The sequence below is a fragment of the Neorhizobium sp. SHOUNA12A genome (assembly GCF_023006505.1).
Lineage (GTDB): Bacteria > Pseudomonadota > Alphaproteobacteria > Rhizobiales > Rhizobiaceae > Neorhizobium.
In genome coordinates this window covers 1-25,338 of the sequence record NZ_JALBGV010000009.1, presented here as the reverse complement: position 1 = coordinate 25,338, position 25,338 = coordinate 1, and the positions used below count along the sequence as shown (strand labels likewise).

General features: G+C 61.6%; 24 protein-coding genes and 1 tRNA gene. 10 read left to right on the top strand and 15 right to left on the bottom strand.

Going from position 1 to position 25,338, the window contains the following annotated elements:
- Positions 1-54: 54 nt before the first annotated feature.
- Both MOV63_RS06515 and MOV63_RS06510 read right to left on the bottom strand, forming a co-directional pair.
- Positions 55-444 (bottom strand): RidA family protein, encoded by a 390-nt coding sequence (locus tag MOV63_RS06515; protein ID WP_247032779.1) that lies wholly within the window; start codon positions 442-444, stop codon positions 55-57.
- Between the two features lie 109 nt (positions 445-553).
- Positions 554-1,072, bottom strand: a complete 519-nt coding sequence (locus MOV63_RS06510) for a Dps family protein (RefSeq protein WP_038543954.1) — start codon at positions 1,070-1,072, stop codon at positions 554-556.
- Between the two features lie 361 nt (positions 1,073-1,433).
- Between MOV63_RS06510 and MOV63_RS06505 the strand changes: the two genes are divergently transcribed.
- Positions 1,434-1,670 (top strand): BrnA antitoxin family protein, encoded by a 237-nt coding sequence (locus MOV63_RS06505; RefSeq protein WP_038543956.1) that lies wholly within the window; start codon positions 1,434-1,436, stop codon positions 1,668-1,670.
- 181 nt (positions 1,671-1,851) lie between these two features.
- Here the strand turns inward: MOV63_RS06505 and MOV63_RS06500 are convergent, their stop codons facing one another.
- Positions 1,852-2,106, bottom strand: a complete 255-nt coding sequence (locus tag MOV63_RS06500; protein ID WP_038543958.1) for a DUF982 domain-containing protein — start codon at positions 2,104-2,106, stop codon at positions 1,852-1,854.
- 693 nt (positions 2,107-2,799) lie between these two features.
- On the opposite strand from MOV63_RS06500, the gene MOV63_RS06495 reads away from it, so the two are divergent.
- The 6 genes from MOV63_RS06495 to rfbA all read left to right on the top strand — a co-directional run bounded on the left by MOV63_RS06495 (position 2,800) and on the right by rfbA (position 8,720).
- A complete protein-coding gene (locus MOV63_RS06495) occupies positions 2,800-4,650 on the top strand; it encodes a PBP1A family penicillin-binding protein (RefSeq protein WP_247032889.1) in 1,851 nt (616 codons plus the stop codon).
- Positions 4,651-4,819: 169 nt separating this feature from the next.
- Positions 4,820-4,893: transfer RNA gene (locus MOV63_RS06490), tRNA-Gln, on the top strand.
- Between the two features lie 305 nt (positions 4,894-5,198).
- Positions 5,199-5,795: a dTDP-4-dehydrorhamnose 3,5-epimerase gene (gene rfbC / locus MOV63_RS06485; protein WP_247032888.1), complete on the top strand. Its 597-nt coding sequence runs from the start codon at positions 5,199-5,201 to the stop codon at positions 5,793-5,795.
- A gap of 27 nt (positions 5,796-5,822) precedes the next feature.
- Positions 5,823-6,881: a dTDP-glucose 4,6-dehydratase gene (gene rfbB, locus MOV63_RS06480; protein WP_247032777.1), complete on the top strand. Its 1,059-nt coding sequence runs from the start codon at positions 5,823-5,825 to the stop codon at positions 6,879-6,881.
- Positions 6,878-7,807: a dTDP-4-dehydrorhamnose reductase gene (gene rfbD / locus MOV63_RS06475; RefSeq protein ID WP_247032775.1), complete on the top strand. Its 930-nt coding sequence runs from the start codon at positions 6,878-6,880 to the stop codon at positions 7,805-7,807. Before rfbB ends, rfbD begins: the two co-directional genes overlap by 4 nt.
- A gap of 4 nt (positions 7,808-7,811) precedes the next feature.
- The gene (gene rfbA, locus MOV63_RS06470; RefSeq protein ID WP_247032887.1) at positions 7,812-8,720 is read left to right on the top strand and encodes a glucose-1-phosphate thymidylyltransferase RfbA; all 909 of its coding nucleotides are present in this window, start codon (positions 7,812-7,814) and stop codon (positions 8,718-8,720) included.
- Between the two features lie 21 nt (positions 8,721-8,741).
- Here rfbA and MOV63_RS06465 read toward each other — a convergent pair whose 3' ends face one another.
- The 5 genes from MOV63_RS06465 to coxB all read right to left on the bottom strand — a co-directional run bounded on the left by MOV63_RS06465 (position 8,742) and on the right by coxB (position 15,687).
- Complete coding sequence (locus MOV63_RS06465; protein WP_247032773.1) at positions 8,742-10,796, bottom strand: response regulator; 2,055 nt, start codon at positions 10,794-10,796, stop codon at positions 8,742-8,744.
- 307 nt (positions 10,797-11,103) lie between these two features.
- Positions 11,104-11,730, bottom strand: a complete 627-nt coding sequence (locus MOV63_RS06460) for a cytochrome c oxidase assembly protein (protein WP_247032771.1) — start codon at positions 11,728-11,730, stop codon at positions 11,104-11,106.
- Positions 11,727-12,110 carry a hypothetical protein gene (locus MOV63_RS06455; protein ID WP_038543969.1) on the bottom strand — a complete coding sequence of 128 codons (384 nt, stop codon included), beginning with the start codon at positions 12,108-12,110 and terminating at the stop codon, positions 11,727-11,729. The genes MOV63_RS06460 and MOV63_RS06455 overlap by 4 nt, the downstream gene beginning before the upstream one ends.
- A complete protein-coding gene (gene ctaD, locus MOV63_RS06450; protein WP_247032769.1) occupies positions 12,107-14,623 on the bottom strand; it encodes a cytochrome c oxidase subunit I in 2,517 nt (838 codons plus the stop codon). Before ctaD ends, MOV63_RS06455 begins: the two co-directional genes overlap by 4 nt.
- Complete coding sequence (coxB, locus tag MOV63_RS06445) at positions 14,620-15,687, bottom strand: cytochrome c oxidase subunit II (RefSeq protein ID WP_247032768.1); 1,068 nt, start codon at positions 15,685-15,687, stop codon at positions 14,620-14,622. Before coxB ends, ctaD begins: the two co-directional genes overlap by 4 nt.
- Before the next feature lie 323 nt (positions 15,688-16,010).
- Between coxB and MOV63_RS06440 the strand changes: the two genes are divergently transcribed.
- On the top strand, positions 16,011-16,229 hold the full coding sequence (locus MOV63_RS06440) for a hypothetical protein (RefSeq protein ID WP_309493821.1): 219 nt from the start codon (positions 16,011-16,013) through the stop codon (positions 16,227-16,229).
- 165 nt (positions 16,230-16,394) lie between these two features.
- Here the strand turns inward: MOV63_RS06440 and MOV63_RS06435 are convergent, their stop codons facing one another.
- From MOV63_RS06435 to MOV63_RS06405, 7 genes are read right to left on the bottom strand one after another with little or no spacing between them, the layout of a single operon-like run.
- Entirely contained in the window at positions 16,395-16,928 is a 534-nt protein-coding gene (locus MOV63_RS06435; protein WP_247032763.1) for an NADH-quinone oxidoreductase subunit B family protein, read from the bottom strand.
- A 15-nt stretch (positions 16,929-16,943) separates the two neighbouring features.
- Positions 16,944-18,455: a hydrogenase expression protein HypE gene (locus MOV63_RS06430; protein ID WP_247032761.1), complete on the bottom strand. Its 1,512-nt coding sequence runs from the start codon at positions 18,453-18,455 to the stop codon at positions 16,944-16,946.
- 13 nt (positions 18,456-18,468) lie between these two features.
- Positions 18,469-19,929: a hydrogenase 4 subunit F gene (locus tag MOV63_RS06425; RefSeq protein WP_247032753.1), complete on the bottom strand. Its 1,461-nt coding sequence runs from the start codon at positions 19,927-19,929 to the stop codon at positions 18,469-18,471.
- A complete protein-coding gene (locus MOV63_RS06420; RefSeq protein ID WP_247032751.1) occupies positions 19,926-20,594 on the bottom strand; it encodes a hydrogenase-4 component E in 669 nt (222 codons plus the stop codon). Before MOV63_RS06420 ends, MOV63_RS06425 begins: the two co-directional genes overlap by 4 nt.
- Positions 20,594-21,550, bottom strand: a complete 957-nt coding sequence (locus MOV63_RS06415) for a respiratory chain complex I subunit 1 family protein (protein WP_247032749.1) — start codon at positions 21,548-21,550, stop codon at positions 20,594-20,596. The genes MOV63_RS06420 and MOV63_RS06415 overlap by 1 nt, the downstream gene beginning before the upstream one ends.
- Positions 21,541-23,556 (bottom strand): hydrogenase 4 subunit B, encoded by a 2,016-nt coding sequence (gene hyfB, locus MOV63_RS06410; RefSeq protein WP_247032747.1) that lies wholly within the window; start codon positions 23,554-23,556, stop codon positions 21,541-21,543. Before hyfB ends, MOV63_RS06415 begins: the two co-directional genes overlap by 10 nt.
- Entirely contained in the window at positions 23,553-23,867 is a 315-nt protein-coding gene (locus tag MOV63_RS06405; protein ID WP_247032744.1) for a helix-turn-helix domain-containing protein, read from the bottom strand. Before MOV63_RS06405 ends, hyfB begins: the two co-directional genes overlap by 4 nt.
- A gap of 440 nt (positions 23,868-24,307) precedes the next feature.
- Here MOV63_RS06405 and MOV63_RS06400 point away from each other — a divergent pair, with 440 nt between their 5' ends.
- Both MOV63_RS06400 and MOV63_RS06395 read left to right on the top strand, forming a co-directional pair.
- Positions 24,308-25,069 (top strand): helix-turn-helix domain-containing protein, encoded by a 762-nt coding sequence (locus MOV63_RS06400; protein ID WP_247032743.1) that lies wholly within the window; start codon positions 24,308-24,310, stop codon positions 25,067-25,069.
- The coding region (locus tag MOV63_RS06395) for a hypothetical protein (protein WP_247032741.1) at positions 25,066-25,338 on the top strand (273 nt) is incomplete at its 3' end. The genes MOV63_RS06400 and MOV63_RS06395, both read left to right, overlap by 4 nt.

The window sequence follows — 25,338 nt, the reverse complement described above, 5'->3', positions numbered from 1 at the left end:
ACAAAGCCTCAGGGCACCCATGCAAAACCTGCATTGGTCTTGCGGAAATGCCCGCTATTCCGCCTTGGTCGATGCCGCAGCGCACACCATGATCATCTCGACTTTCAGATTGGGATTGGCAAGCCGCGCCTCGAAACAGGCCCGGGCGGGCGGAGCCATGCCCGAAACCCAGGCGTCCCAGACCTCGTTCATTTCGGCATAACCGTCCATGTCGGCCAATATGATCGCGCAGAAGATCAGGCCCTGCTTGGCGCTGCCGATTTCGGCAAGCCGCGCTTCGGCTTTGGCGAGCAGTTGCCGGGTCTGTTCGGCAGTGCTCAAATCACCGTCATAAGGGGATTGAGGCGTCACGGCGAAATAGCCGGTGCCTTGATGCACGACAGCCGAACTTCCGCGGCTGCCGATACCGAAGCGGTCGATGATGGAGGAGAAGTCTTGAATCATGAAATGCCTGTACTGGTTCTGAACGGTGGATGAGATGTCATCGCGACGATCGGCGGCAGCGATGCCGTTGCCGCCGGGGGTTCTTTATAGATTTCAATTGGTGACCGATTTATTCGGCGCCGCGTGTCGTCTCAAACAGGAACCAGGCGCGGCGTTCCGTCTCGTCAATCCAGACTTCCAGCAGGCTCGTCGTGGCTACGTCGTTATGTTCGGCGCAGACTTCGTGGGCCTGGCGCAGGAAGGACACGAGTTGCTGGTTGTCGTCCTTCAGTTCGGCAAGCATGTCGCGCGGGGTGACGAAATCGGCGTCGTTGTCGAGAAGGCGCTGCAGCCGGCCGATATGGCCGATCGAGCGGATCGTCGTGCCGCCGATCTTGCGGGCACGTTCGGCGATCGCGTCGGTCATTGCAAAAATCTGCTCGCCCTGTTCGTCGAGCATCACGTGGTAATCGCGAAAATGCGGGCCGCTCATATGCCAGTGAAAATTCTTGGTCTTGAGATAGAGCGCGAACGTGTCCGCAAGCAGCGCCGCAAGCGCACCGGCAATATCGGCGGTGGCGTTGGAGGGCAGATCGGAGGGAGTGTTCAACGATGCCTTGCGGCGGTTTTCAACGGCGGTACGATCCATGGTCGTTCTCCTTGGGTGAGACGGATGGGCTTCGGACTTGGACAGACTGACCGGAGGCCAGTCGAACGGGACTGATCCGAGGACGATCGGCGGAGACAGCGTGCGTCAACAGAAGTGCTCGGGAGAGCGTTCTCGGGATCGAGGACGGTTATACGACCAAGAGCAGAAATCCCATAGTGGGTTTCCGAGGTTTGCGGAGCCGGTACGGCCCACATGCCGATTGGCAATGCCTCTTCCCGCTGACCGCCCTGCTCCGTGATTGCTATTTCGCCAAGCTTGCTGATAGTTCGAGAAAAGAGCCGCGTCTGCAGGCCAGAACTGCGACGGCGAATACCCTCCCCTTTTGACTACGGAGATAATCATGACACGTCCCCCGCGCCGGCCCGTCAATCCACTCGAAGCTGCCGAGGCGCTGTTCTCGCCGACCAAGAAGGCCGCCCCGGCTCCCGCCGTCGAGCGGCGGGCGCCACCCAATGTCAAGGAGCTCGTGTCGCTGAAGCTCGACAGCGACGTGCTCGCCTATTTTCAGGAAGATGGCCCCGGCTGGCAGGATCGCATCAACGACACGCTCCGTGCGGCCATGAACGACAGGGATTGAACGACATGGCATGGTCACCGCGCTATGAGAGGTGATTTTCGGCCTCGCTTGCGGCCGTACAAGCAGCGCCAACCGACGCTGCTCGACAGCCACCGTCTTGCGGCCCGGGATTTTTCGGCGCTTTGCTATATCCATCTGCAAACAGGTCCATGAAGATTGGCCGTGCCGCAGAAGATGAGGCTTATTGGAGCATTCCCGCTTCGAGAGCGGCGGACAGAAACGTCTCACGTGCAGATGCGGCGTCTACCTGTCTGCGCAGCGCAGCCGAGCAGAACTCGGTCGCCGTTCTATAGCGCTCGTTGCGCGCGCCAGGCCATTTGTTGGTAAGGTAGATCAAGGCCTCTGCAGGAGTTCGAATAATTTCCGGAGACCTCCGCCCGACTGTTACGATCACCGGCTCCGGCCAGTTCGGATCGCTCATCACCCGTTTTTTCATGCATTTCCTCCGCTTGCAGATCAAACTTGCAGATCCGATAGTGACATGGCTTTCGCCGTCTATCTATTTGACCGCGCTTACTTCATTGGGAGTAGAGCATCACGGCTTCTGATCACCGATAGGCGCGGCAGCACCTTCCTTTTGTGCTGTCACGCACTATTTCATTTACGAGATCCAACCGCACCGCAGTGAATGACCCGCCCTGAGGACAACTCGAAGAAACCGGATGAACGTGCCCTCAGCGAGCCCGCGCCGATGACTGACACAGAGGCGGCACCAAAGGGCGTGCCGGAAACGGGCGAGCTTGACGAAAAAGGCTTGCACCCGGGCGAACCGCCAGACGATCAGAAAACGAGCGGTCATTCTGCTCCCGTCTTTGGGCAAAGCGGGCGCGCCGTCCGTGAATTGCTGACCGCGCTCCGCCAGGATATCGGAACGTCGTGGCGATCGGGCTCTCTCTGGATAAGGAATGCCGCCGCTACGCTTCGGGAGAAATACACAAGGCCGAAAAAGCGGGAACCCGACCCGACATCCAGGCCGGCAGCGGAACGCCTTTCAGGCCTCCGCAGCAAAGCCCTCTCCGCAATGGTCGCCTTACGGCATTGGCGGCCAGTTTCAAGGCAGAACCGGCAGTCAAGACGGTTGTCCTGGATAACCGTGGCAGCACTCGCATCATTTGCCTGCGTCCTCGTCATGGCGGGCGTTCTAGTATGGGCCTTGAAGGACGTGCCGTGGCGGGAGATCGCCGCAGGCACGCTGAAGCCTGTCATCGTGCTTGAAACGGCGGATGGCGGGCCGCTTGTGCGGCAAGGCCCGTATCAGGGGCCATATACGACTTACAATCAGTTTCCGCAGTCCCTCGTCGACGCTGTCCTGTCGATCGAGGACAGGCGGTTCATGACCCATTACGGTGTCGATCCGCAGGGAATCGGCCGCGCATTCATCAGGAATTTTCAGGCAGGCTCGGTGGTCCAGGGCGGCAGCACGATCACCCAGCAATTGATCAAGCTGCAATATCTGCAAAGCGACCGGACGCTGAAGCGGAAGATCCAGGAAGTGGTCATTGCGTTCTGGCTGGAATGGAAACTGGGCAAGCAGGAAATCCTGACCCGATATCTGAACGCCGCCTATCTCGGTTCGGGTGCCACCGGAATGCCGGCCGCAGCACGGATTTACTTCAACAAGGACATCGGAGACCTCAATGTGTCGGAATCGGCGCTACTTGCCGGACTCCTGAAGGCGCCGAGCCAGTTGAACCCGATCGACAATATCGAGGGCGCCCGCCAACGGACAGCGACTGTGCTCGCCGCGATGGTTGACAATGCCAAGCTGACGCCAGACGAAGCAGCCGCCGCCAGGGCGGAATTTGGCAAGCTCCGCCCGACGACGCCGACACCCCGTTCGGGAAGCTGGTTCGCCGACTGGATTTCGCCGCAGGCAAGCGAGATCGCAGGCGCCACCCCAGGCTCGACCACGGTACGCACGACCGTGGTCCCGCGTCTTCAGCGCATTGCCGAAAAGGTGATAACGCAGGCTCTCGACGAAGAGGGAAAGTCGCTTGGCGCAAGCCAGGCAGCGCTTGTGGCGATGACGCCAGAGGGCGCCGTCGTTGCCATGGTCGGCGGGCACGACTACAAGACGAGCCAGTTCAACCGCGCCGTCACGGCGATGCGGCAGCCCGGCTCCACGTTCAAACTTTTCGTCTATTACGCCGCCCTGAAGAAAGGACTGACCCTTTTTGACCGCGTCCTCGACGCACCGATCGAAATCGACGGGTGGTCGCCTGAAAATTCCGGCGGCGCTTACCGCGGCTGGGTCACATTGGCCGAAGCTTTCGCCCGTTCGCTGAATGCCGCAACCGTCGCGCTCGCCCAGGATGTCGGGCTCGACAACGTCGTCGCCGCCGCAAAGGAACTCGGCATCGACACGCCCCTGGCACCGACCCCATCTCTGGCGCTCGGAACATCGGAGGTGAACCTGCTCGACCTCACCAGCGCCTATGCGTCGGTTCGCCTCGGCAAGGCGCCGGTCGAGCCATGGGGGATTGTTGATTTTCGAGCATCGGGACAATCCCAGACTTTCAGGGTGGGCGAAAAGACGACGCCCTCCATCGATCTGTCGCCCTACGAGTCCGACCTGCTTGGCCTGCTCCAGCTCGTCATCGAACGCGGTACCGGCCGCGATGCAGACCCCGGCACGTTCGCGGCCGGCAAGACCGGGACCAGCCAGAACAATCGCGATGCCTGGTTCGTCGGTTTCACCGAACGCCTGGTCGTCGGCGTCTGGGTCGGGAATGACGACGATACGCCGATGAAAGGCGTGACGGGCGGGTCACTACCAGCCCGGATCTGGCGGGACTTCATCCGCGCGGCAATGACCGAGCCCGCTCCCGATTTCGATTTGGACAAGGGTCTGGCGACCGGTGAGCCGGGGGCGGCGCCCTCCTGCAATATCACCGCCTGCTCCCGCAGCTACCGCTCTTTCCGGGCCTCCGACTGCACCTATCAACCTTTTCGGGGCGAGCGCAGGCTTTGCGAAAGGTGAACGCTGGCATTCGGAGCGCGGAGTGGCGGCGCACCAGTTCCGAGTAAATTTCCGAAGCCAATGAAAGTATGAGATTTAACAAAAAACGACCGTTCTGTGATTGCTCGCCGAATGAAGCTTTGCTAGAGCAACCCGCATTGCCTGGGCGGTATCATCACCGCCGTCATGGTGGGGCGTCGCCAAGCGGTAAGGCAACGGTTTTTGGTACCGTCATCCCTGGTTCGAATCCAGGCGCCCCAGCCAGCTATTTCCGGGTCCGTTCTGGACACATGGGTTACGGTTTATTCCTGGGACATAGGTAACACTTTCGTCCCGAACGGGTGATCTCGGTCGAGCACCCAGACGACGATTTACCGCGGCGTCGATCTGCCCGTATTCGTTCCCCCAACACTTTTGCCGTCGGAACGACGGAAGATAGCGGGCGTAGGCTTCACTACCGCTATTGGACGATCCATGGCCGATCTGATGAGCCGCGTCTGAATTGCGCTGCGAATATCCATGTGGCCTTATCACTAGACATTCCGCAGTTTCAGGATCATGGGGGCCCTGTGCGCTTCGATAAAACGATCATTGAGGACGTTTTACTACTGGTTCCGAAGAAATTCGGAGATTCCCGAGGTTATTTCCTGGAGATATTTCGGAAAAGCCTTTTTGAATCCGAAGTAGGTCCTTTCACGTTCGTTCAGGACAACCGGTCCTATTCGGCAGAAGCAGGAACTGTCCGCGGTCTTCACTTTCAAACCAATCCTCGTGCGCAAGGCAAGCTGGTCTCGTGTTCCAGCGGCGCATTCCTGGATGTGGCGGTTGATATCCGTACCGGATCGCCGACCTATGGCAAGTTCGTCTCGGTGGAACTATCGGCCGAAAATGCCCTTCAGCTTTGGCTGCCGCCAGGTTTCGCACATGGGTTCTGCACCCTGACGGCAGATACGGTCATCACCTACAAAGTGACCGACTATTACAGCGCGGAACACGAGCGTGGCCTGCTCTGGAACGATCCCGAGCTTGGGATCGAATGGCCCGTCGCGGCAGACAAGGCGATCCTGTCGGAAAAGGATCGGGGGCAGCCGACGCTCGCCGAGCTTCAGTCCAACTTCAGTTATGCCGTCAACGATCAATTCGGCAAACTCAGCCGCAGCGGTTGACGAGAGCTTTTGGGGGTAATCCAAGGCATGCGCGTGCTTGTGACCGGTGGGGCGGGGTTCATTGGATCGGCGGTCATCCGCTACCTCGTGCTCGAAAAGGGGTACGAGGTCCTGAACATCGATAAATTGACCTATGCCGGCACGCTGACATCGCTGAGGTCGGTTGAAGGCAAGCCGTCTTATCGGTTCTTCAAGATAGACATATGCGATGCTGCGGCGGTGAGTTCCGCGATTTCGACATTCGGGCCAGACCGCGTGATGCATCTGGCCGCCGAAAGCCATGTCGACCGTTCCATCCTCGGCGCACGTCAATTCGTCGAAACCAATATTCTCGGCTCCTTCACCATGCTCGAATGTGCCCGGGAGTACTGGGCATCGCTTGAGCATCGGAAAAAGGAGGCTTTCCGCTTCCTGCACGTTTCGACGGATGAGGTCTACGGCTCGCTGGAGCGGGATGGGCTGTTCTCGGAAACCACACCCTACGATCCGAGTTCACCCTATTCTGCATCGAAGGCCGCATCGGACCATCTCGCCAAGGCATGGGCACGCACCTACGAGATGCCGGTCATCGTCTCCAACTGCTCGAACAATTACGGCCCCTTCCACTTTCCGGAAAAGCTGATCCCGCTGACGATCCTCAATGCGCTCGAAGGCAAATCTCTGCCAGTCTATGGGAGCGGCGCGAATATTCGCGACTGGCTTTACGTCGAGGATCATGCCCGGGCGCTGGATCTCATCGCCGAGCGCGGCAGGGTCGGAGAAACCTACAACGTCGGAGGCCGCAATGAGCGCAGCAATATCGACGTTGTAAAACGCATCTGCGCGATCCTCGACGATTTGCGGCCGGGCGGAGGCCGTCATGAAAATCTGGTCCGGTTCGTGACCGACAGGCCGGGGCATGATGCACGTTACGCGATCGACGCGAGCAAACTGGAAACGGAACTGGGCTGGAAGGCGCAGGAGAGCTTCGAGACCGGGATCGAAAAGACGGTGCGCTGGTATCTCGACAATGAATGGTGGTGGGCGCCGCTTCGCCAGGGATATGACGGCAGTCGCCTCGGGCTTCTCAAGGCCGGGGCTGGATGATGGGCAATCCCAAGCGATACGTGGTCACCGGGCTCAAGGGACAGGTCGTTCAGTCTCTCCTCGAAAACACGAAAAAGCGAACCGATGTCGAAATCATTGCGCTCGGCCGCCCTGAACTCGATCTGGCGATGCCGGAGACCATTGCCGCAGCCGTCGAGGCCGCTCGCCCCGACCTGATCGTCTCCGCAGCCGCTTTTACTGGAGTCGACCAGGCCGAAATCGACAGGGAGGTGGCCTTTACCGTCAACGCAACAGGCCCTGCAGAACTGGCGCGCGTAGCGGCGGCACTCCGAGTGCCTATCGTTCACCTGTCCACAGACTATGTCTTCGACGGCAGCAAGCCCTCACCCTATGTCGAATCCGATCCGGTCGCGCCGCTTGGTGTCTATGGCCGCGACAAGCTGGTGGGTGAGCGGAACGTGGCGGCCGCAACCGAAAACCATGCCATCCTTCGCACCGCCTGGGTCTACAGCCCGTTCAGCCGGAATTTCTTGCGCACCATGCTGAGAGTCGCTGAGGCAAGGGAAGAGGTGCAGGTCGTCGAGGATCAGATCGGAAACCCGACTTCGGCGATCGATATTGCCGATGCCATCATCGCCGTCGGGCAAAATCTGCTGGCTTCAAACGACCGTGCACTGCGCGGCATCTTTCATATGGCCGGAACGGGCGCGGCGAGCTGGGCAGACTTCGCAGACGAGATTTTCAAAATCTCGGCGGCAAATGGCGGGCCTTCCGCAAGGGTCGTCCGCATCCCCACCAGCGCCTACCCGACACCCGCCCGGCGACCCGCCAATTCGCAACTGGACTGTTCAAGACTCTACAGGCGCCACGGCATCGTCATGCCCGATTGGCGGGGCTCGACGGGATATGTCGTCAGGCGCCTGCTGGATCCGGTCGACCTTGAAAACAGAAAGTTCGGGAGGTGAAATGATGAAGGGGATTATTCTCGCCGGAGGCAGCGGCACGCGGCTACACCCGATGACCCAAGTGCTGTCCAAACAGTTGATGCCGATCTATGACAAACCGATGATCTATTATCCCCTGTCGACGCTGATGCTGGCGGGGATCCGCGACATCCTGATCATATCGACGCCCAAGGATCTCCCGAATTTCCAGCTGCTGCTCGGCGACGGTTCCAAATGGGGTCTCTCGTTGTCCTATGCGGAACAACCCTCTCCTGACGGCCTTGCGCAGGCCTATATCATCGGCGCCGACTTCATCGGCTCCAGCTCGTCCTGCCTCGTCCTCGGCGACAACATCTTTTTCGGCCATGGCATTACCGACCTCTTCAAAAGCGCCATGGCGCGGGAAAGCGGCGCCACAGTTTTTGCCTACCATGTCAACGATCCGCAGCGTTACGGCGTGGTCGAGTTCGACAAGCAGATGAAGGCGGCTTCGATCGAAGAAAAACCGGAACGCCCTCGTTCGAACTGGGCCGTTACCGGCCTCTATTTCTATGACAAGGACGTCGTCGACATTGCTGCCAACCTGAGACCTTCCGCCCGAGGCGAGCTGGAGATCACCGACGTCAATCGGGCCTATCTCGATCGCGGCACGCTCCATGTCGAGATGATGGGACGCGGGTATGCCTGGCTCGACACAGGAACACCGGACAGCCTGTTGGAAGCGTCGGAATTCGTGTCGACGCTGGAACGCCGCCAGGGCGTCAAGATTTCCTGCCCCGAGGAGATTGCCTATCGCCTGAACTTCATCGACGCCGTTCAGCTTGAAGGCCTCGCCAGGCAATATGGGAAGAGCGCCTATGGACGCTATCTGACGGGGCTTCTGGAGGCTCCCGAACCGCTGCAGGTCCACAAACCGCTTAGCCTGGTCGGGTAAGTTGAAGCGCTCTCGAGCGGATCAGCTTTTCGCCGGGATCTCCAGGCGCACGACGTTTGTTGATTTCTCCGTCGAAATCTGGGCCGCCTCCAGTGAAGCAGTCAGGTCTTCGATCTTGAACGGCTTCGCCACAACCGGGCACCCGACCTCCGTGCCGGCCTCAAGCTTGTCGCTGTAGCCGGTCATCAGAACAACCGGCAGGCGCGAGTTCTTCCGACGTATTTCTTCGGCAAGCTCGATGCCGGACATGCCCGGCATCATGATGTCGCTGATCACCGCCTCGATCTCCGGGTGACGTTCGAGAACCTCGATTGCCTCGCTGCCGCTTGTCGCCACGAAAATCGTGGAAACCAATCCTTCCAAAGCCAGGCGCACCGATTCCAGCGATGACGGCGTGTCGTCCACTATCAACAGCTGGCCGGGAAGATCTACCCCCGGCTTTGCGGGTTCGCGTGGAATGCGCTGTTCGTTCGAGCGGGGAAGCAGCAGCGTGAAGGCACTGCCATGGCCAACCACACTCGACACCTTGACGGCACCGCCGCTCCCTTTCGCAAAGCTATGGACCTGGGTCAGTCCGAGACCTGGGCCGCCGTTCTTCTTCGTGGAGAAAAACGGCTCGAACACCCGCCCCAGATGCTCGGATGCGACGCCTGTTCCGGTGTCTGCGATCGTCAAGGCAACAAATTGCCCTTGGAGGGTCGGATCTTCCACAGCGCCATCGAGGACGTTCCTTGCCGAAATCGTTACCTGACCGCCGCCGCCCATCGCCTCGCGCGCATTGGTCAGGAAATTGATCAGCGCGATCTCAAGACCCGCGGGATCCACGTGAACGGGCCAGATGTCATCCGGAACGTTGATGTCCATGACAATCGTGTCATCGACGGCTTGTCGCAGCAGCGGTCTCAATTCGGAAAGCTTGATGTCCAGCTCCACATGTCCGGCACCTTGGTTGGAGCGCCTGGAGAAAGACAGCAGTCGTTGGGTGATCGTCTTTCCCCTCGTCACTCCGTCACTCATGTGCGAAAGGAGCTGCGTCACCCGCTGCTCATCGTTCCGCCTCCTCCTGATGCCCTCGACGCCCGACTGAAACACCATGAGCAGGTTGTTGAAATCATGGGCTGCCTGGCCCGTCAGCTTTCCAAGCGCATCCATTCGCTGCCAGTTTGCCATGCTTTCGCGTTCGCGGTTCCTGGCCCTAATCTCCCTGTGAAAGAGAAAGGCAGCCGAACCTGAGAGCAGCAGCGTAAAGCAGTTGGCTGCGGCGAGCAGCAATGTCGCCTTGCGCGCCAGCCTGTCATATTCGGCAACCGGCAGACCTACCCTCACCCGCCATGGGGTTTCCCCCAGCGCAACTTCGGCAACACGCAACTCCTGCCCGTTTTTGAGCGTTGCCAGACCAAAATCCGTTCCGGAAAAGTTTGCGAACTCGCTTGCCGCGTTACCGGCGAGCGCAGGAGCGCCGGTGGAAGCGACAAGGCGATCCTGACCGTCGACGATCCAGGCTGCCCAGTTTTCCGGCAGACCGTTGGCATAGAGGAGGTTTGTCACGATCGTCGGGCGGATGACGACCGACAGAATGGCTCGAAGCTTGTCATTCCTCTGGATCGGAACCCTCACGGCAAAGGCCGCCTGCCCCCGGGGCCCGATCGAAACATTGCCGATCACCGCGCCGCCCGTGCGAACCACGGCCTGGTGGCTCTCGATGTCCACGACCTGTTTTTCAACCGAACCCTCCAGCGGCGGCAGCGACAGCACCACCTCGCCCTTTTCGTCCGATATCCGGATCTGCTCCCATTCAGGCACTCGCTCCCGCAGGCGTCGAGCGGTCTCGGCGAAGGCGGAACGGGGAATCGGCGGATCGAGACGGGGCGAATCTGCAACGACGGTCAGAAGCTGAATCTGGCTTTTAAGCTCGCGCTGAAGCGTGGCGGCCATGGCCGTCGCCTTGCTGCGAATGTCGGCGTCGAGCGCGTTCTGCTGCTCCTGAATGAAGAACCTGCCCATCACTGCGGCGAGAATGATGAGCGGGATGAGCGACGCAGTAACGAGAAGGAGCGCTGGCCGGGTTTGATTCAACTGATACTCCGATATCCGTTGTTCACGTTCCATCAAATAAGCCAGAGCCTGAAACTTGCAACGCCAATTTGGGCCGGAAGGTCAGCGCCGCGCCGGATGGCTGGAGAGATGGCATCGATCAGCGTCATGCAAACGACGATGTCAACGGTCGACCGTTCTTTCCTCCGCCTTTTCCACGCCACAACGACATGTTCTCCGTAAGATCGGATTCTGCAATGACCGGAGGCGACCTGTCCCGCAACCGCAGACCTGTGGACCTGCTCTTCCAACCAACCGGAGCGAAGCATATCCACTTTTCCGCCGCGACTCAGCGATCCGGCACCGGCGCGTTCAGCATGCGGGCCAATAGCGCCACGCCGCCGGCCAAATAGACCGCAGCGCCGACCAGCAGCATGACAACGCCGCCGACCTGCTGATCCGCGGCGGCATCGAGAGTGACGCCGAGGCAGGTCACTTCTCCTTCTCCATAAAGCGGGCGCGGCGAAAGTGCCAGCAGCGCGCCAAGCAGGGTCATATGCATGGATGTTAAAAGCAGGCCGAACGTGCCGGCAAGGCGCCGCTCCTCCCTTCCGGCTAAGCCGCTGCCGAGGCAGGCGAGCCAAAGCGCCAGCCCTGCCCCGAAAAAGATTGCCTGCTCGAGTGCCGCGAAAGCAATCGAGCTTTCGGAAAGCGCCCGAAGCGCCGGGATATGCCAGATCCAGACCGCGAAAAGCTCGATGACGGAGGCAAGCAGGGGAGTGAACCACGCTCGGCCGGCGGTAAGGTCCCGCTCCGTCCCCGATATTCCGACGGCAATCAGCGGCGCAGCGCCGGCCACCACTCCCATATGCGCAATCATGTGGACGGAAAAAGAGCTGCGATCGGCAAAGGGCAACAGCACCGCCCATAACAACAGCAGCATGACGAGGCCGGTTGTGAGCGCCGCCTTTGTCATGGCTGACACTCGGCAATGAAGATCAGCGGGATCGACGCGAAAACCACGGCGACGAAGCTGAGGCCGGACAGCAGCAGTGTCGCAAAGCCCTGAAACAGGGTGCGGGCATCGCGGGTCGGCTCGTCATGCGGCGGATCAGCCGCTCCGAAACCCCATTGCCGCCAGGCGAGATAACCCGACAGCACGATCATCGCCAGCGCCAGCGCGGTCACGATGACAAGCGCGATCCGCACGCCGTCGAAAGTGAAAGAGGACGGCAGCCGCTTCGCGCAGAAGACCGCAACCGTGACGTAACAGGCAATGAAATGCAGCGCCCAGACGGTCGGCGCCGTAAATAGGGTCCAAAGCGTTTCGACTTCGCGCGGAATGATGCTTTTCATGATGCCACCAGCGGGAAAAGGCCGAGGACCGCGAAGGTGACGACGGCGGTGAAGGCCATGAAATGCCAGTAGAGCGCGACGTTGCGGATATCCTGGTCGTATTCCGCGGTCATCCTGCCGGCGATGCTGCGCGCGAGACAATAGGCCTGCATGATCGCACCGACTATGCCATGCGTCACGGTCCAGATAACGACGATCCAGACGATGGCCGGATAGACATTCGCTGTCGGATCCATGCCATACAGATAGGGACCGGCAAGACCCGCAAGCGAGGCGGCGACCGAAACGGCGAAAGCTGCGGTGAGCGCCAACCGCGCATCCGGCCGACCCTTGTCGTTGAGTTGGCGCGCCAGCAGCGTCAGCGTCCAGGCGATGACGTAGAGCACCAGCGCCGCCATCGGCCACAGGACGCCCGGCCCTTTGGCGATCGCGGTGAAATCGTCATGGATGGTCCAGTAGAAGAAATAGCCGAAGATCAGGCTCGCGAACGCCGTGCCGTCGCCGACCATGGTGATGAACATCGCCCACCAGCCGACCGAAGCCGGCCCGGAGACATAGATCGGCAGCTTCTCGCCTAGCCCGACATCGATCTCCGGTGCCTCCGGTATCGGCGCCGTTCCGTTCCAGAGCCAGTGGATGACGGCTAGGAAGGTGATGATCGCAAAGACGATCGTCGTGATCCACAATTTGAATGTCAGCGCGATGAACACGCCGCCAAGCGCAATCGCCGCGATGATCGTCACGTAGGAGACGCCGCCGACCCGCAGGCACTGGATCGGTTTCGCATCCAGAACAGAGGTCACCAGTGTCTCGCGCTTGCCGGACTTCGCATCCGGCAGATAGAAGCGCCCGGCCTCGATATCCGCCTGCAGGTTTGGCTGATCCCAGAGCGGATAGCGGCTGGTGATGATCGGCACCGAGCGCATGCCCCAGCTTTCCGACGGATCGTTGGTCCATTCGAGCGTCCCGGAATTCCAGGGGTTGAGATCGCGCCCTGCCGGTTGTTGTTTCGGGCGAAAAATGTCGATGACGAAGGTCGCGACACCGGCGGCGAAGACGAAGGCACCGATGGTCGAGATGAGGTTGAACCAGTCCCAGCCGATATCTTCCGGATAGGTGAAGACCCGCCGCGGCATGCCGCGCAGGCCGGAGAAGTGCATGGGGAAGAAGGCGACGTTGAACCCGGCAAACATCAGCCAGAAAGCAGCCCTTCCCCAGGCATCGCTGAGCTTCTTACCCGTCACGAACGGAAAGTAGTAATAGATGCCGGCGACGACCGGAAACAGCATGCCGCCGATCAGCACGTAGTGCAGGTGCGCGACGACGAAATACGTGTCGTGCGCCTGCCAGTCGAACGGCACGAGCGCCACCATGACGCCCGTCAGTCCGCCGATCACGAAGATGATCAGCCCGCCTGCCCCGAACAGCATCGGCACCGAAAAGACCACCCGGCCGGCAAGCATGGTGGCGATGAACACGAAGATCTGCACGCCGGTCGGGATCGCCACCGCCTCCGATGCCGCCGAGAAAAAGGCAAGCGAGATCTGCGGCAGGCCGGTCGCGAACATATGGTGCACCCAGAGCCCGAAACTTAGGAAACCCGTACCGACGGCAGCCAGGACGATCCACGAATAACCAACGATCGGCCGCTGCGAGAAGGTCGGCACGATCATCGCCATCAAAGCGATTGCGGGCAGGAAGATGATGTAGACTTCCGGGTGGCCGAAGATCCAGAACAGGTGCTGCCAAAGCAGCGGATCGCCGCCTCGCCTCGCGTCGAAGAACGGCCAGTCGAACATCCGCTCCATCTCGAACAGGATGTCGCCCGCGATCAACGGCGGAAAGGCAAAAAGGATCATGCCCGCGACGATCAGCAGATACCAGGCGAACATCGGCATGATGTTGATACGCATGCCGGGCGCCCGGCATTTCATGATGCCGACGATGATCTCGACGGCGGCAGCAATCGACGCCACCTCGATGAAGGACAGGCCGAGCAGCCAGATATCCGCGCCGATGCCGGCATATTCGTCGTCGGTCGCAAGCGGCGGATACATGAACCAGCCGGCGTTCGGGGCGGCGTTGAAGAAGATCGAGCCGCAGACGAAGACGCCGCCGATGAGAAAACTCCAGAAGCCGAAGGCGGACAGCCGCGGGAACGGCAATTCGCGGGCGCCGAGCATCGACGGCAACAGAAAGATCGCGACGGCTTCGAAGATCGGCACCGCGAACAGGAACATCATCACCGTCCCATGCAGGGTGAAGGCCTGGTTGAAGAGTTCGGCGGAGATGAAGTCATTCTGCGGCACCGCCAGTTGCAGGCGCATCAGGAGCCCGAGCAGGCCGGCGAACAGCATGAAGGCAAAGGCGGTGACGCCGTACCAAAGGCCGATCTCGCTGTTGTTGACAGAGGTCCAGTAGCGGATGCCCTTCGGCGTCTCCCATACCTTGCGGAGCCGTTCCTCCTGCGCCGCCCGTTCTTCCGGCGGAAAATTGCCGAGCTCCATGGTCATCTGAGCCCCTTCAGGTAGGCGGCGATCCGATCGATCTCGGCCTCCGGCAGCATGCTGAAATGAGGCATGCGGGCCTCCGGCTTCACGGCATCGGGATCGCGCAGAAATCGTGCAATTTGATCCTTCTCGTTGGCCAGGGTTCCGGCTCCGACCGAGCCACGCTCGCCGAAGGCGGTAAGATCGGGGCCTATCGCTCCCCGTGCCTCCGTGCCGGAAATGCCATGGCAGGCACCACAGCCATGTCTTAGGAACAGCTCCAACCCCTGTGCGTCACGGGTGCCGGAGGATGCCTGCCGCGCCTTGTACCAGTCCTCGTACGCCTCCGGTTCCATCGCATGGACGGTGAAAGCCATCAGCGCGTGACTGGCGCCGCAGAACTCTGCGCAGACGCCCCGATAGGTACCGGGCTTTTCCGCCTGCAATGTGAGGCGGTTCTCACGGCCGGGTATCATGTCCATCTTGCCGCCGAGCACGGGTATCCAGAAGGAATGGATGACGTCGGGCGATTTCAGCAGAAAGACGACGCGCTCTCCGGTCGGTACGCGCACTTCATTGGCCGTTTCGAAAACGACCGCGCCACCGTCATCGAGATAACGCACCCGCCACCAGAACTGCTCGCCGGTCACCTCGACGCGCCGCAGGCCGCGATCTTCTGCCTGGAACCAGGGCCGGACATTGGGCATCAGCCAGACGGCATAGGAAAGGAGGGCCGCAAGGATGACCGACGGCAAAACAGCCCCGCCCCAGAGGATGAGCTGCCCCGCGCCTTTTTCCGAATAGGTTCGACGCTTGCGCGCGGCATGGAACAGCAGCCCGACGACACCCGCCCAGATCACCGCGCCGCCGGTCAGCATGACGAAAAAGAGGGTTGCGACCGCGCTTGCCTCGCTGCCTGCCGGATCGAGTGCCGACTGGACGCCGGAACATGACGCCAAAAGCGGAAACAGAAGAAGGATGATCGTGGCTCGGATTGCCGGCCGATGGCCGCCCGAAATGCCGTCCCGGCCGATGTCTCGTCCTGATCGGATTGGCCGGCCAACGCCGGTCAAGCGGTCATCATCCATTCGACAAGCACCCATCGCGCCATTCGGCCGTCAGCCGGACATGGAGCCGCAACGCACGACCTGAGGCTTTGTTCCAGGAAAGAAAGCCGGACCAAGATTGTTTAAAAACAGGTCGGCCTCCGAAGGGAAATCAGCACGAGTAGTACCGGTCGCCGAGTATCCCATCCCGTGAGCACTCGAAAATACTGCCCGGATTGATCTCGATCACTGATGGCGCCGCTGATGCGGGTAATTTCACCTTTTAACCCAAAAGGGAGGTTACCATGCCGCTGAAATTGAAGTCAGGATTCTTGACATCCTCCGGACAGGAGGGTCGCCTGTTGATGGATACAGGGATCGGCGACCAGGTCGTCGTGGTTACCCACAATGCGCTTGAGGCCATCGCCGATCCCCCACGCGCCGATGAATTCAGGCTGCAGGAACATATCGAAGTCTTCAGCCGGATTGCGAGCGACAAGTTCGACGGAAAACAATTCGATCCGACCGGCCATATTCGCGTGACGTCCGAGGACGTCCGCACGTGGCGCAATATCGGCCGATAGATGTCGGATACTCCAGGCCAATATAGCACCTGAAGACGTGGAGGCTGCTCAGGCCACAGCAGGTTCCGGACGACGGCGAACCTGTAAGACAGCGCCGCGACCGGCCCCTTCCGGATACCTGTCATTCGCCCTGTGGTCTGAAGACGTCGAGCCATTGGAGTAGCCTCACGAAGCGCGGGCTCCCTTGTCCGCCTGATCGAGCAATGCAAGCAGGCCCTTCAGGATCTCTGTCGGGGGCGGCGGGCAGCCTGGAATATGAAGGTCCACCGGCACGACCCTCGAAACCCCGCCGATGACCGCATAGCTATCTGCGAAGCAGCCGCCGTCGCGGGCGCAACTGCCGAGCGCCACGACCCATTTGGGACCGGGCGTAGCGTTGTAGGTCCGTTCCAGCGCCTCGGCCATGTTCCGCGTCACCGGACCGGTGACCATCAGCACGTCGGCATGCCGCGGCGAGGCGACGAAGCGGATGCCGAAACGCTCGATATCGTAGAAGACGTTGCTCAGCGCGTGCATTTCCAATTCGCAGCCGTTGCAGGAGCCTGCGTCGACAGCGCGGATCGACAGGCTGCGGCCAAGCCGGCGACGGGCCGACCTGTCGACGGCCGTGGCAAGCTCCTCTATCGCCGCATCGGATTGTCGCGGGGCCGCTTCTGTGAGCGGCGGCCGGATCAGACTTTCGAAAAGGAGCCTGCGCATGGCTATCTGCCTCCGTTAGAGATCGTGGCCGGAATAGGAGCAGTTGAAGGATTTGTTGCAGAGCGGGAAATCGGCAACGATGTTCCCTTCGATGGCGGCTTCCAGCAACGGCCACTGGAACCACGAAGGATCGCGCAGATGGCACCGATCCACCCGGTTGCCGGCAAGCCTGAGCCAGACAAGGATGTCGCCGCGAAAACCTTCCACGACGGCCATGCCTTCGCGCACCTCCCCATTGTCGGCTACGTCATGCCGTGTGGGGCCGGGCGGCAGCTGGTCGAGAATCTGTTCGATGAGCGAGAGCCCCTGCTCGACCTCACGGATGCGGATCCAGATGCGCGCGTTGACGTCTCCTTGGTCGAGTATCGGCACATCGAAGCGGAGAACATCGTAGGGCGGATAGGGCAAGGCGCGCCGGACATCGAAGGCGCGCCCGGACGCACGCCCGACATAGCCCCCGGCGCCGTAAAGACGGGCGAGATCCGGCACGAGGATGCCTGTGCCCACCATCCGGTCCTGCAAAGACGCGGTATTGTCATAGAGATCCACCAATGCCGGAAACTTTCTGCGGATCTCGGCAAGCAGCGTGCGCAGGCCCGCCGCACCGGCCTCGTCGAGATCGGCGACAACGCCGCCGGGCACGATGCGATCGCGCATCAGGCGATGGCCGAAAGCGGCATCGGCGGCCCTCAGCACACGCTCACGCAGCGCGCCGCAATGGGCAAGCATCAGCGAGAAGGCGGCGTCGTTGCAGATGGCGCCGATATCGCCGAGATGGTTGGCGAGCCGTTCCAGCTCGGCCATCAGCGCCCGGAGCCAGACTGCGCGCGGCGGGATGTCGAGCCCGAGCGCTGCCTCGGCCGCCCGCGAGAAGGCATAGGCATAGGCGACAGTGCTGTCGCCGGAGGTCCGGCCGGCAAGCTGGAGTGCCCTGCCGAGATCGGCCCCCGTCATCAGACCTTCGATGCCCTTATGGACATAACCGAGGCGCTCTTCGAGGCGGACGACCGTCTCGCCGTTGGCCGTGAAGCGGAAATGTCCCGGCTCGATGATGCCCGCATGCACCGGACCGACCGGGATCCGGTGCAGGCTTTCGCCTTCCGCCGGCAGGAATTTGTAAGGCACAGCTTCCGCAGGCCTGATGGCCTTCTCACCCAGCGGAAAACGCAGGGTCCAGCGGCCATGGTCGAGCCACGGCCGGCTGTCGGGCAGGCCCTGCGGTTCAAGGCCGGTCAGATCCCGGAGCGCCCGTTCCAGCCGAAGAGCGGGAGGATGACGGCGAGCCACCGAAGGATAGTTGCCTTCAAGCCCTTCCAGGCTGATAACGCCGACGGTGCCATCGGCCTCGTCGAACACCGCCATGTGCACGGCATCCGCTTCTCCCCAGAGCCCGAGCAATGTCCTTTGCCTGTCTGCAAGGGTCTCGGTTACCGCAATCCAGCCCGCAGCATTGGCGACGGCGCGCGGCCATGGACGATGGTGCCCGACCAGACGGCTCTCCGGGGCGATGGCGATCAGGGCCGGCATGACGAACAGTCCTTTATCGGAGCAGGTTGGCGATATGCTGGAACCAGGCGACCAGCGGCGGCGGCAGATAAATGCCAGCGATCAGGACCAGCACGAGATGCGAATACATCGGCAGATAAGAGGCATCGGCTGGCTTCCGGCTGCCGCGCGGCTGGCCAAAGGCGACGCCCGTCAGCCGCAGCAACAAGGCCCCGAAAGCCACCAGCAGCCCGAACACCAGCGGCACGGCCAGCAGGGGCTGCCGCGCGAAGGTGGAGCTGACAAGCAGAAACTCGCTCATGAAGACGCCCATGGGTGGCAGGCCGGCAATGGCTGCAACGCCGATCACCAGGCCCCAGCCGAGGACCGGATGGGTTTCGGTGAGGCCGCGGATCGCCGAAAGCCGCTGGGTTCCCTTGATCTGAGAGATGTGGCCGACGGCGAAGAAGATCGCCGATTTGGTCAGCGAATGCATGACCATATGCAGCAGCCCGGCGAAATTGGCGAGCGGGCCGCCGAGGCCGAAGGCGAAAACGATGATGCCCATATGCTCGATCGAGGAATAGGCGAACATACGCTTGATATCGCGGCGCCGGTAAAGCATGAACGCCGCGAAGATCAGCGACGCCAGCCCCATGGTCATCATCAGCGGCCCGGGGCTGATCGCTTCCGGACTGGCGGCGAGCAGGATCTTGAAGCGCAGCACGGCATAAAGCGCGACATTCAGGAGCAGTCCCGACAGCACGGCGGAAATTGGCGTCGGCCCCTCGGCATGCGCGTCCGGCAGCCAGGCATGCAGCGGCGCGAGGCCGACCTTGGTGCCGTAACCGAGCAGCAGAAAGATGAAGGCGACGTTAAGCAGCGCCGGGTCGAAGTCAGCGACCCGCTCGACGAGAAGGGTCCAAACCATGGCATCGTACCCTTCTCCGACCACCGGCTGTGCCGCCAGATAGACGAGAATGGTGCCGAACAGCGCGAAGGCGATACCGACGCTGCCCAGAATGAAGTATTTCCAGGCCGCTTCCAGCGCCTCATGGGTGCGATAGATGCCGACCATCAGCACGGTGGTCAGCGTCGCCAGTTCCACGGCCACCCACATCAGGCCGATATTGTTCGAGACGAACGCCAGGTTCATGCCGAACATCATGATCTGATACATGGCGTGGTAGAAGCGCAGGTTCGCCGGCGTCAGCCGGCCGGTCTCCAGTTCGTGGGCGATATAGCTGGCGCTGAACAGGCTGGTCGTGAAGCCGACGAAGGTGTTGAGAACGATGAAGACGATGTTGAGGTCGTCGACCAGCAGGTACCGGCCCGGCTCCGGCCGCTCGGTGACGAACAGGCAAAGGGCGGCGACGAGCGTCAGCAGGCTGGCCGCCACGTTAACGCGCGCCGTCACCTTGTAGCCAGGCATGAGAGCGAGCAGCGTCGCCGCGACGACCGGGATCGCCAAAATGGCCGCGACCGCATCGAAGGTGAAGAGGGAGGATGCGTTCATTTCCGCCGCCTTCCCCTGACGTCGTCGAGCGCCCCGACGTCGACGGTGTCGAACCGCTCGCGGATGCGGAACAGGAAGACGCCGATGACGATGAAGGCGATCAGGATCGAGAAGGCGACGCTGATCTCCACCACCAGCGGCATGCCCTTGGCGCCGGTCGCGGCGAGCACCAGTCCGTTTTCGAGCGACATGAAGCCGACGACCTGGCTGACGGCATTGCGCCGCGTCACCATGATCAGCAGCCCGAGCAGCAGGACGGAGAGCGCGAAGGCGAGGTCCTCGCGGGTCAGCGGGTCGGCTTCGGGCGTCACCCGCAGCATCACCACGATCGACAGCGCCACGAGGCCGATGCCGGCCAGCATGGTGAGGCCTATGCCGACCACTGTCTCGATCTCCCGGTGGATGCCGAGCTTGCGGATCATATGGTGGAGCGCGACCGGGATGACGACGACCTTAAAGACGAGCGCGATCGCCGCCGTGACATAGAGATGTGGGGCGCCCTGGATGAAGGCCTGCCAGGCGACCGAAAGGGTGAGCAGCAGCGAATGCAGGGCGAACACGTTGAGCAGCGCATAGAGCCGGTCCTGGTAGAGCATCATCATGCTGACCAGGACGAGGCCGCCGGCGAGCATGTGGGCGATGTCGAAATAGACCGGTCCCTGCATCACAGGCTCCTCGATACGAATCTGAGCAGCGTGGCAAGCAGGCCGAGCATCAGCGCTGCGCCGAGGAACTGCGGCACCCGGAAGACTCGCATCTTGGCTGTCGCCGTCTCGAACAGCGCAAGCATCGCGCCGCCGACCGCAAGCTTGACGACGTAGGATGCAAAGCCGACGAGGTAGGCCGGATACCCCGCCTCTGGGCCCTTGATGTTCCAGGGCACGAAGATGCAGACGATCATGGAGAGATAGAGCAGCAGCTTGAGCATGGCCGCGAGCTCGATCATCGCCAGATGCCGGCCGGAATATTCGAGCACCATGGCCTCGTGCACCATGGTGAGTTCGAGGTGGGTCGCCGGATTGTCAATCGGGATGCGCGCGTTCTCGGCGATCGCGACCATGATGATGGCGATCAGCGCCACGGCCAGCGAAACGCGCAATCCCACCTGCGGGGACGTCATGAAGGCGGCGATCGTCGAAAGCTGGGTGGAACCGGCAATAAGCGCCACCGCGAAGATGATCAGCAGCATCGCCGGTTCGGCGAGCGTGGCGATCAGCATTTCGCGGCTCGATCCGATTCCGCCGAAACTGGTACCGACATCCATGCCCGCGAGCGCCAGGAAAAAACGGGCGCTGCCGAGCAGGCCAATGATGGCGATCAGATCGACCGTCCAGCTGAAGATGAGGCCTGTCGCGAAGGTGGGAATGACCGCGGCGGCAACCCAGGTCGCCGCGAAGATAAGGTAGGGCGCCATCCTGAACAGCCAGGATACGTTTTCCGCCACCACAGCCTCCTTGCGCAGAAGTCTCGACAGGTCGCGATAGGGCTGGATAACCGATGCTCCCCGCCGGCGCAGGAGCCGCGCCTTCGCCTTGCGGACGAAGCCGGTCAGCAGCGGCGCAAGCGCCACGACGAGCGCCATCTGGACGACCTGGACAAGAAGATCGCGGATCAGGACCATAACGCCAGCACCAGAAGCAGGAGGACGAGCGCGAGGAAGACGAGGCTCAGATAGCGCCGGATGGTGAGGAACTGCAGATAGTTGAGCTTCTCGGCCACGTAACCCACGGCGCCGGCGATCGGCAGATAGAGACCTTCCCAGACGAGATCATGGGTTTCCAATGCAAAGCGTGCCGGGCTCAGCGTACCGGGCGGCGGCATGTCGACCCGCTCGCGGGCGCGGAAGACCAGCGTCCCGAAAACCCGCCGGACAGGCTGGGCGAAGCTGCCGGCCGAATATTGCATCGTGGCGTCGATCTGCGGAAAGCCGCAGTCCCAGGCCGGCGCCCGGCGAAGGGCACGCGAAGCGAAACGGTGGACGAGACCGGCGGTGAGCCAGGCCGAGAACCCGATGAACAGGAAGACGAGCAGGCCGTTATAGGAACTGCGGCTTTCCGTGACCGGCACGATCGACAGCCACGGCATGTCGGTTTGCACCGGCATCCGGCCGCCGACGAGAAGCTGCGTTACCGGCGCGAGGGCGTCGATGACGATCCCGGGCAGGATGCCGGCCAGCAGGCACAGACCCGCCAGGATGGACATGGCCGCCAGCGAGAAGCGATCCGCTTCCGAGGCATTCGCGGCCGGGTCGGTTCTCGGCCGACCGAGGAAAGCGATGCCGAACGCCCTGACGAAACAGGCCGCCGCCAGCGCCGCCGACAGGGCCAGCAATCCGCCGACGGCCGGCACGAGAATGGTCAGCGCCCATTGGGGCAGGTCGGGGCTTTGCAGGATCGCCTGGAAGGCCAGCCATTCCGACGCAAAGCCGTTGAACGGCGGCAGCGCCGAAATCGCCATGCAGCCGACCAGGAAAGTAAAGGCGGTGACCGGCATGCGATGGATCAGGCCGCCCAGCTTTTCCATGTCGCGCTCGCCCGTCCGGGTCAGGACGGCACCGGCGCCGAAGAAGAGGAGGCTCTTGAAGAAGGAATGGTTGAGGACGTGGAAGAGCGCGGCGGTCATGGCAAGCGCCGCCGCCAGTTCCATGCCGGCGTCCTTGAACGCGAGCGCCAGTCCGAGGCCGACGAAGACCACGCCGATATTCTCGATCGTGCTGTAGGCGAGCATGCGCTTGAGATCCCGCTCCATCAGGGCATGCAGGATACCGAGCACGGCGGTGCCGCTGCCGATCAGCAGGACGAGGAGGCCCGACCACCAGGCCGGCGTTCCGACGAGGTCGAAGAGGACGCGGATGAAGCCGTAGACGGCAACCTTGGTCATGACGCCGCTCATCAAGGCCGAGACATGGCTGGGTGCGGCCGGATGTGCCAGCGGCAACCAGACATGCAGCGGCACAAGACCGGCCTTCGAACCAGCGCCGACCAGCAACAGGACAAGGACGAGGCCGGTCGCGAGTGGAGTGTGGTCCATGCCCCGCATGGCGGCGAAGCCATAGGCGCCGTCGGGCCCTGCCAAGAGGCCGAAGGCAAGCAGCAGGGCGAGTGTGCCGAAGCTCGCCATGACGATGTAGAGATAGCCCGCCCGGCGGTTTTCGGCGTCGCGGTGATGCGCCATCACCAGTGCCCACGAGGCCAGTGACATGAATTCCCAGGACAACAGGAAAGTGAATGCGTCGTCCGCCAGGATCACAAGGTTCATGCCGGCAAGGAACGCCGGGAAGAAAGGCAGGACCCTGTGGGGCGCATGTTCGTGACGTCCGTAGCCGAGGCCATAGAGACTGGCGAAGGCACCGCCCAGATCGACGACGAGAAGAAAGAAGGCGGCCAGCGGGTCGAGCCTGAAATGCGCCCCGAGCCAGGGCAGGCTGAAGGGAAGCATGAGGATCGGAACCTCGGCGGGCGGCGAGACGAGCTGCACCAACCCGGTTGCAAAAGCGACAGCCGCAATGGAAAGGCTCAGTCCGTAGATGACAGGCGTTGCCTGCTTCGATCGGGCCATGAAAACCGCGAGCGCCGCTGTCGCCAGAAGCGCGGCAACGCATAGCAGCATGACAAGTACCGACGTCATGGGCGCCTCCTCGCTCCATGCGTGCGTCCGGATGGTTCCGGCTTCTCGTTTCCGGAAGGTCCCGCTCCAGCCTTCAGCCGGACCCCCCGCCCCCCATTTTCGCTGGCCACTCTCTCGCCGATCAGCTCGATCCCGGCCCTGTCGAGCGCCGCCAGCAGGCGCATCAGGGAATCGACGTTTCCCCGCACCACGTCGGCGCTCGCTTCCATGCGCTGGATCGTCGGCACCGAAATCCCCGCCAGCTCCGCCAGCTTCCGCTGGTCGATGCCGAGAAGAGCCCTCGCGGCGCGCATCTGAGCAGCAGTAATCACGATTCAACCATCGTTTTTATTATGCAGACCCGGATATTCGATATTTATAATATACCTACTGATGTTTCAGATCAATATTTCGATGGGTGACGACGCATCTTTGAGGGCTGACGGGTTATGTGCCCGTCAGGCAGACGACGACATGATCTGGGATAAATCGACCTGGAGCAGAGGACATTGCAAACCATCGACAACCCGTTCGGCACGAGGTTGTCACCCATGTCTTAGGTACGTTTTGTTACCTATGTCTCCAGGTTGGACAACAGAGAATTGGTGGGCCCGGAGGGCCTGCCGAATTCCAAGAAAATCAGCAGCTTAACCCCGTGTGGGACGAAGACCCCATTTTATAAAAATCAATGGCTTAGTAAAGCCGCCGTCCCACTTTTTCCGGCCATTTTCTGCCCTTCTTTCTCGGTCGCATTGCGACCAGGGAGGCGCGCATGAGCGGGGCGCGGCCATTTCGGGATGTGAAGCTGCAATGGCTTCAGCAATTGAGCTGCGACAAGGATTTGAGCGACAACGCACGCTCCGTGGCACTCTACATTATCACCACGCATTTGAACGGCCACACCGAGAAGGCGTGGCCGTCCTATCAAACGATTGCCGACGCGACCGGCAAGAGCGTCAAGACCATTCAGCGCGCCGTCCGTGAACTTGAGGTCAAAGGATGGTTCGAGATCCAGCGCGGAAATGGCGTCGGGCACAACACAGAATATCGTCCCTCAGCGGCGTCGATTTTACGCGCATCGGACGCCCGCGAAAAGACGGACAAAGTTGTCACCCTTTACCCTGACAAAGGCGGTCAAAACCGTCCGGAAAGGTGGTCAGATCTGTCCGGCGAAGGGGGACAAATATGTCCACCAAACTTAGAGAAAGAAAAAATATATAAACCTAACCCGCGCGAGGACGCCCCGCCGAGCGTCGAGACGCGGCGAGCCGTCCCGCTCGTTTTCGTGGCCGAGACCAAGGCGGATCAGGTCGAGCAATGGCGCAATTGGTTGCGTCGTCACGGCTTTCCTTCGATCGACGCCTTGGGCATGCGAACGGTGAAAACCGGGAAAGCAGGTTATGCCCTGCCAAGCTATTGGCCACCGGACGAAGCAAGCTCCAGCGCGCTCGATTGGATCGCTTTCTTCAGCCGCCGCCGTGACCACATCGCCGCCGAAACCGCCCGCCAAACCGACCTTCGGAGGGCGTCATGACGGACGGCGATTTGAAGGGAGCAAGGCGACCCCTGTCATACGGCGAGCCGTCCGACAGGGAGCCTTGTGAGGGGAGGCAAGCCTCCCCTTCAAACCCCACCAAGAGCGCGCGGCGATCGCCGAAAGGCGACCTCAATGCCGTCGTGGTTTTCCGCTGCACGGCATCGGAAAAGCAGGCGCTGACCGCACGCGCGGCGGGGGCCGGTCTGCCCTTCGCCACGCTGATGCGGGAAGCGCTCGGCCTCACCGAGGCGCGCCGCCGTCGTCCG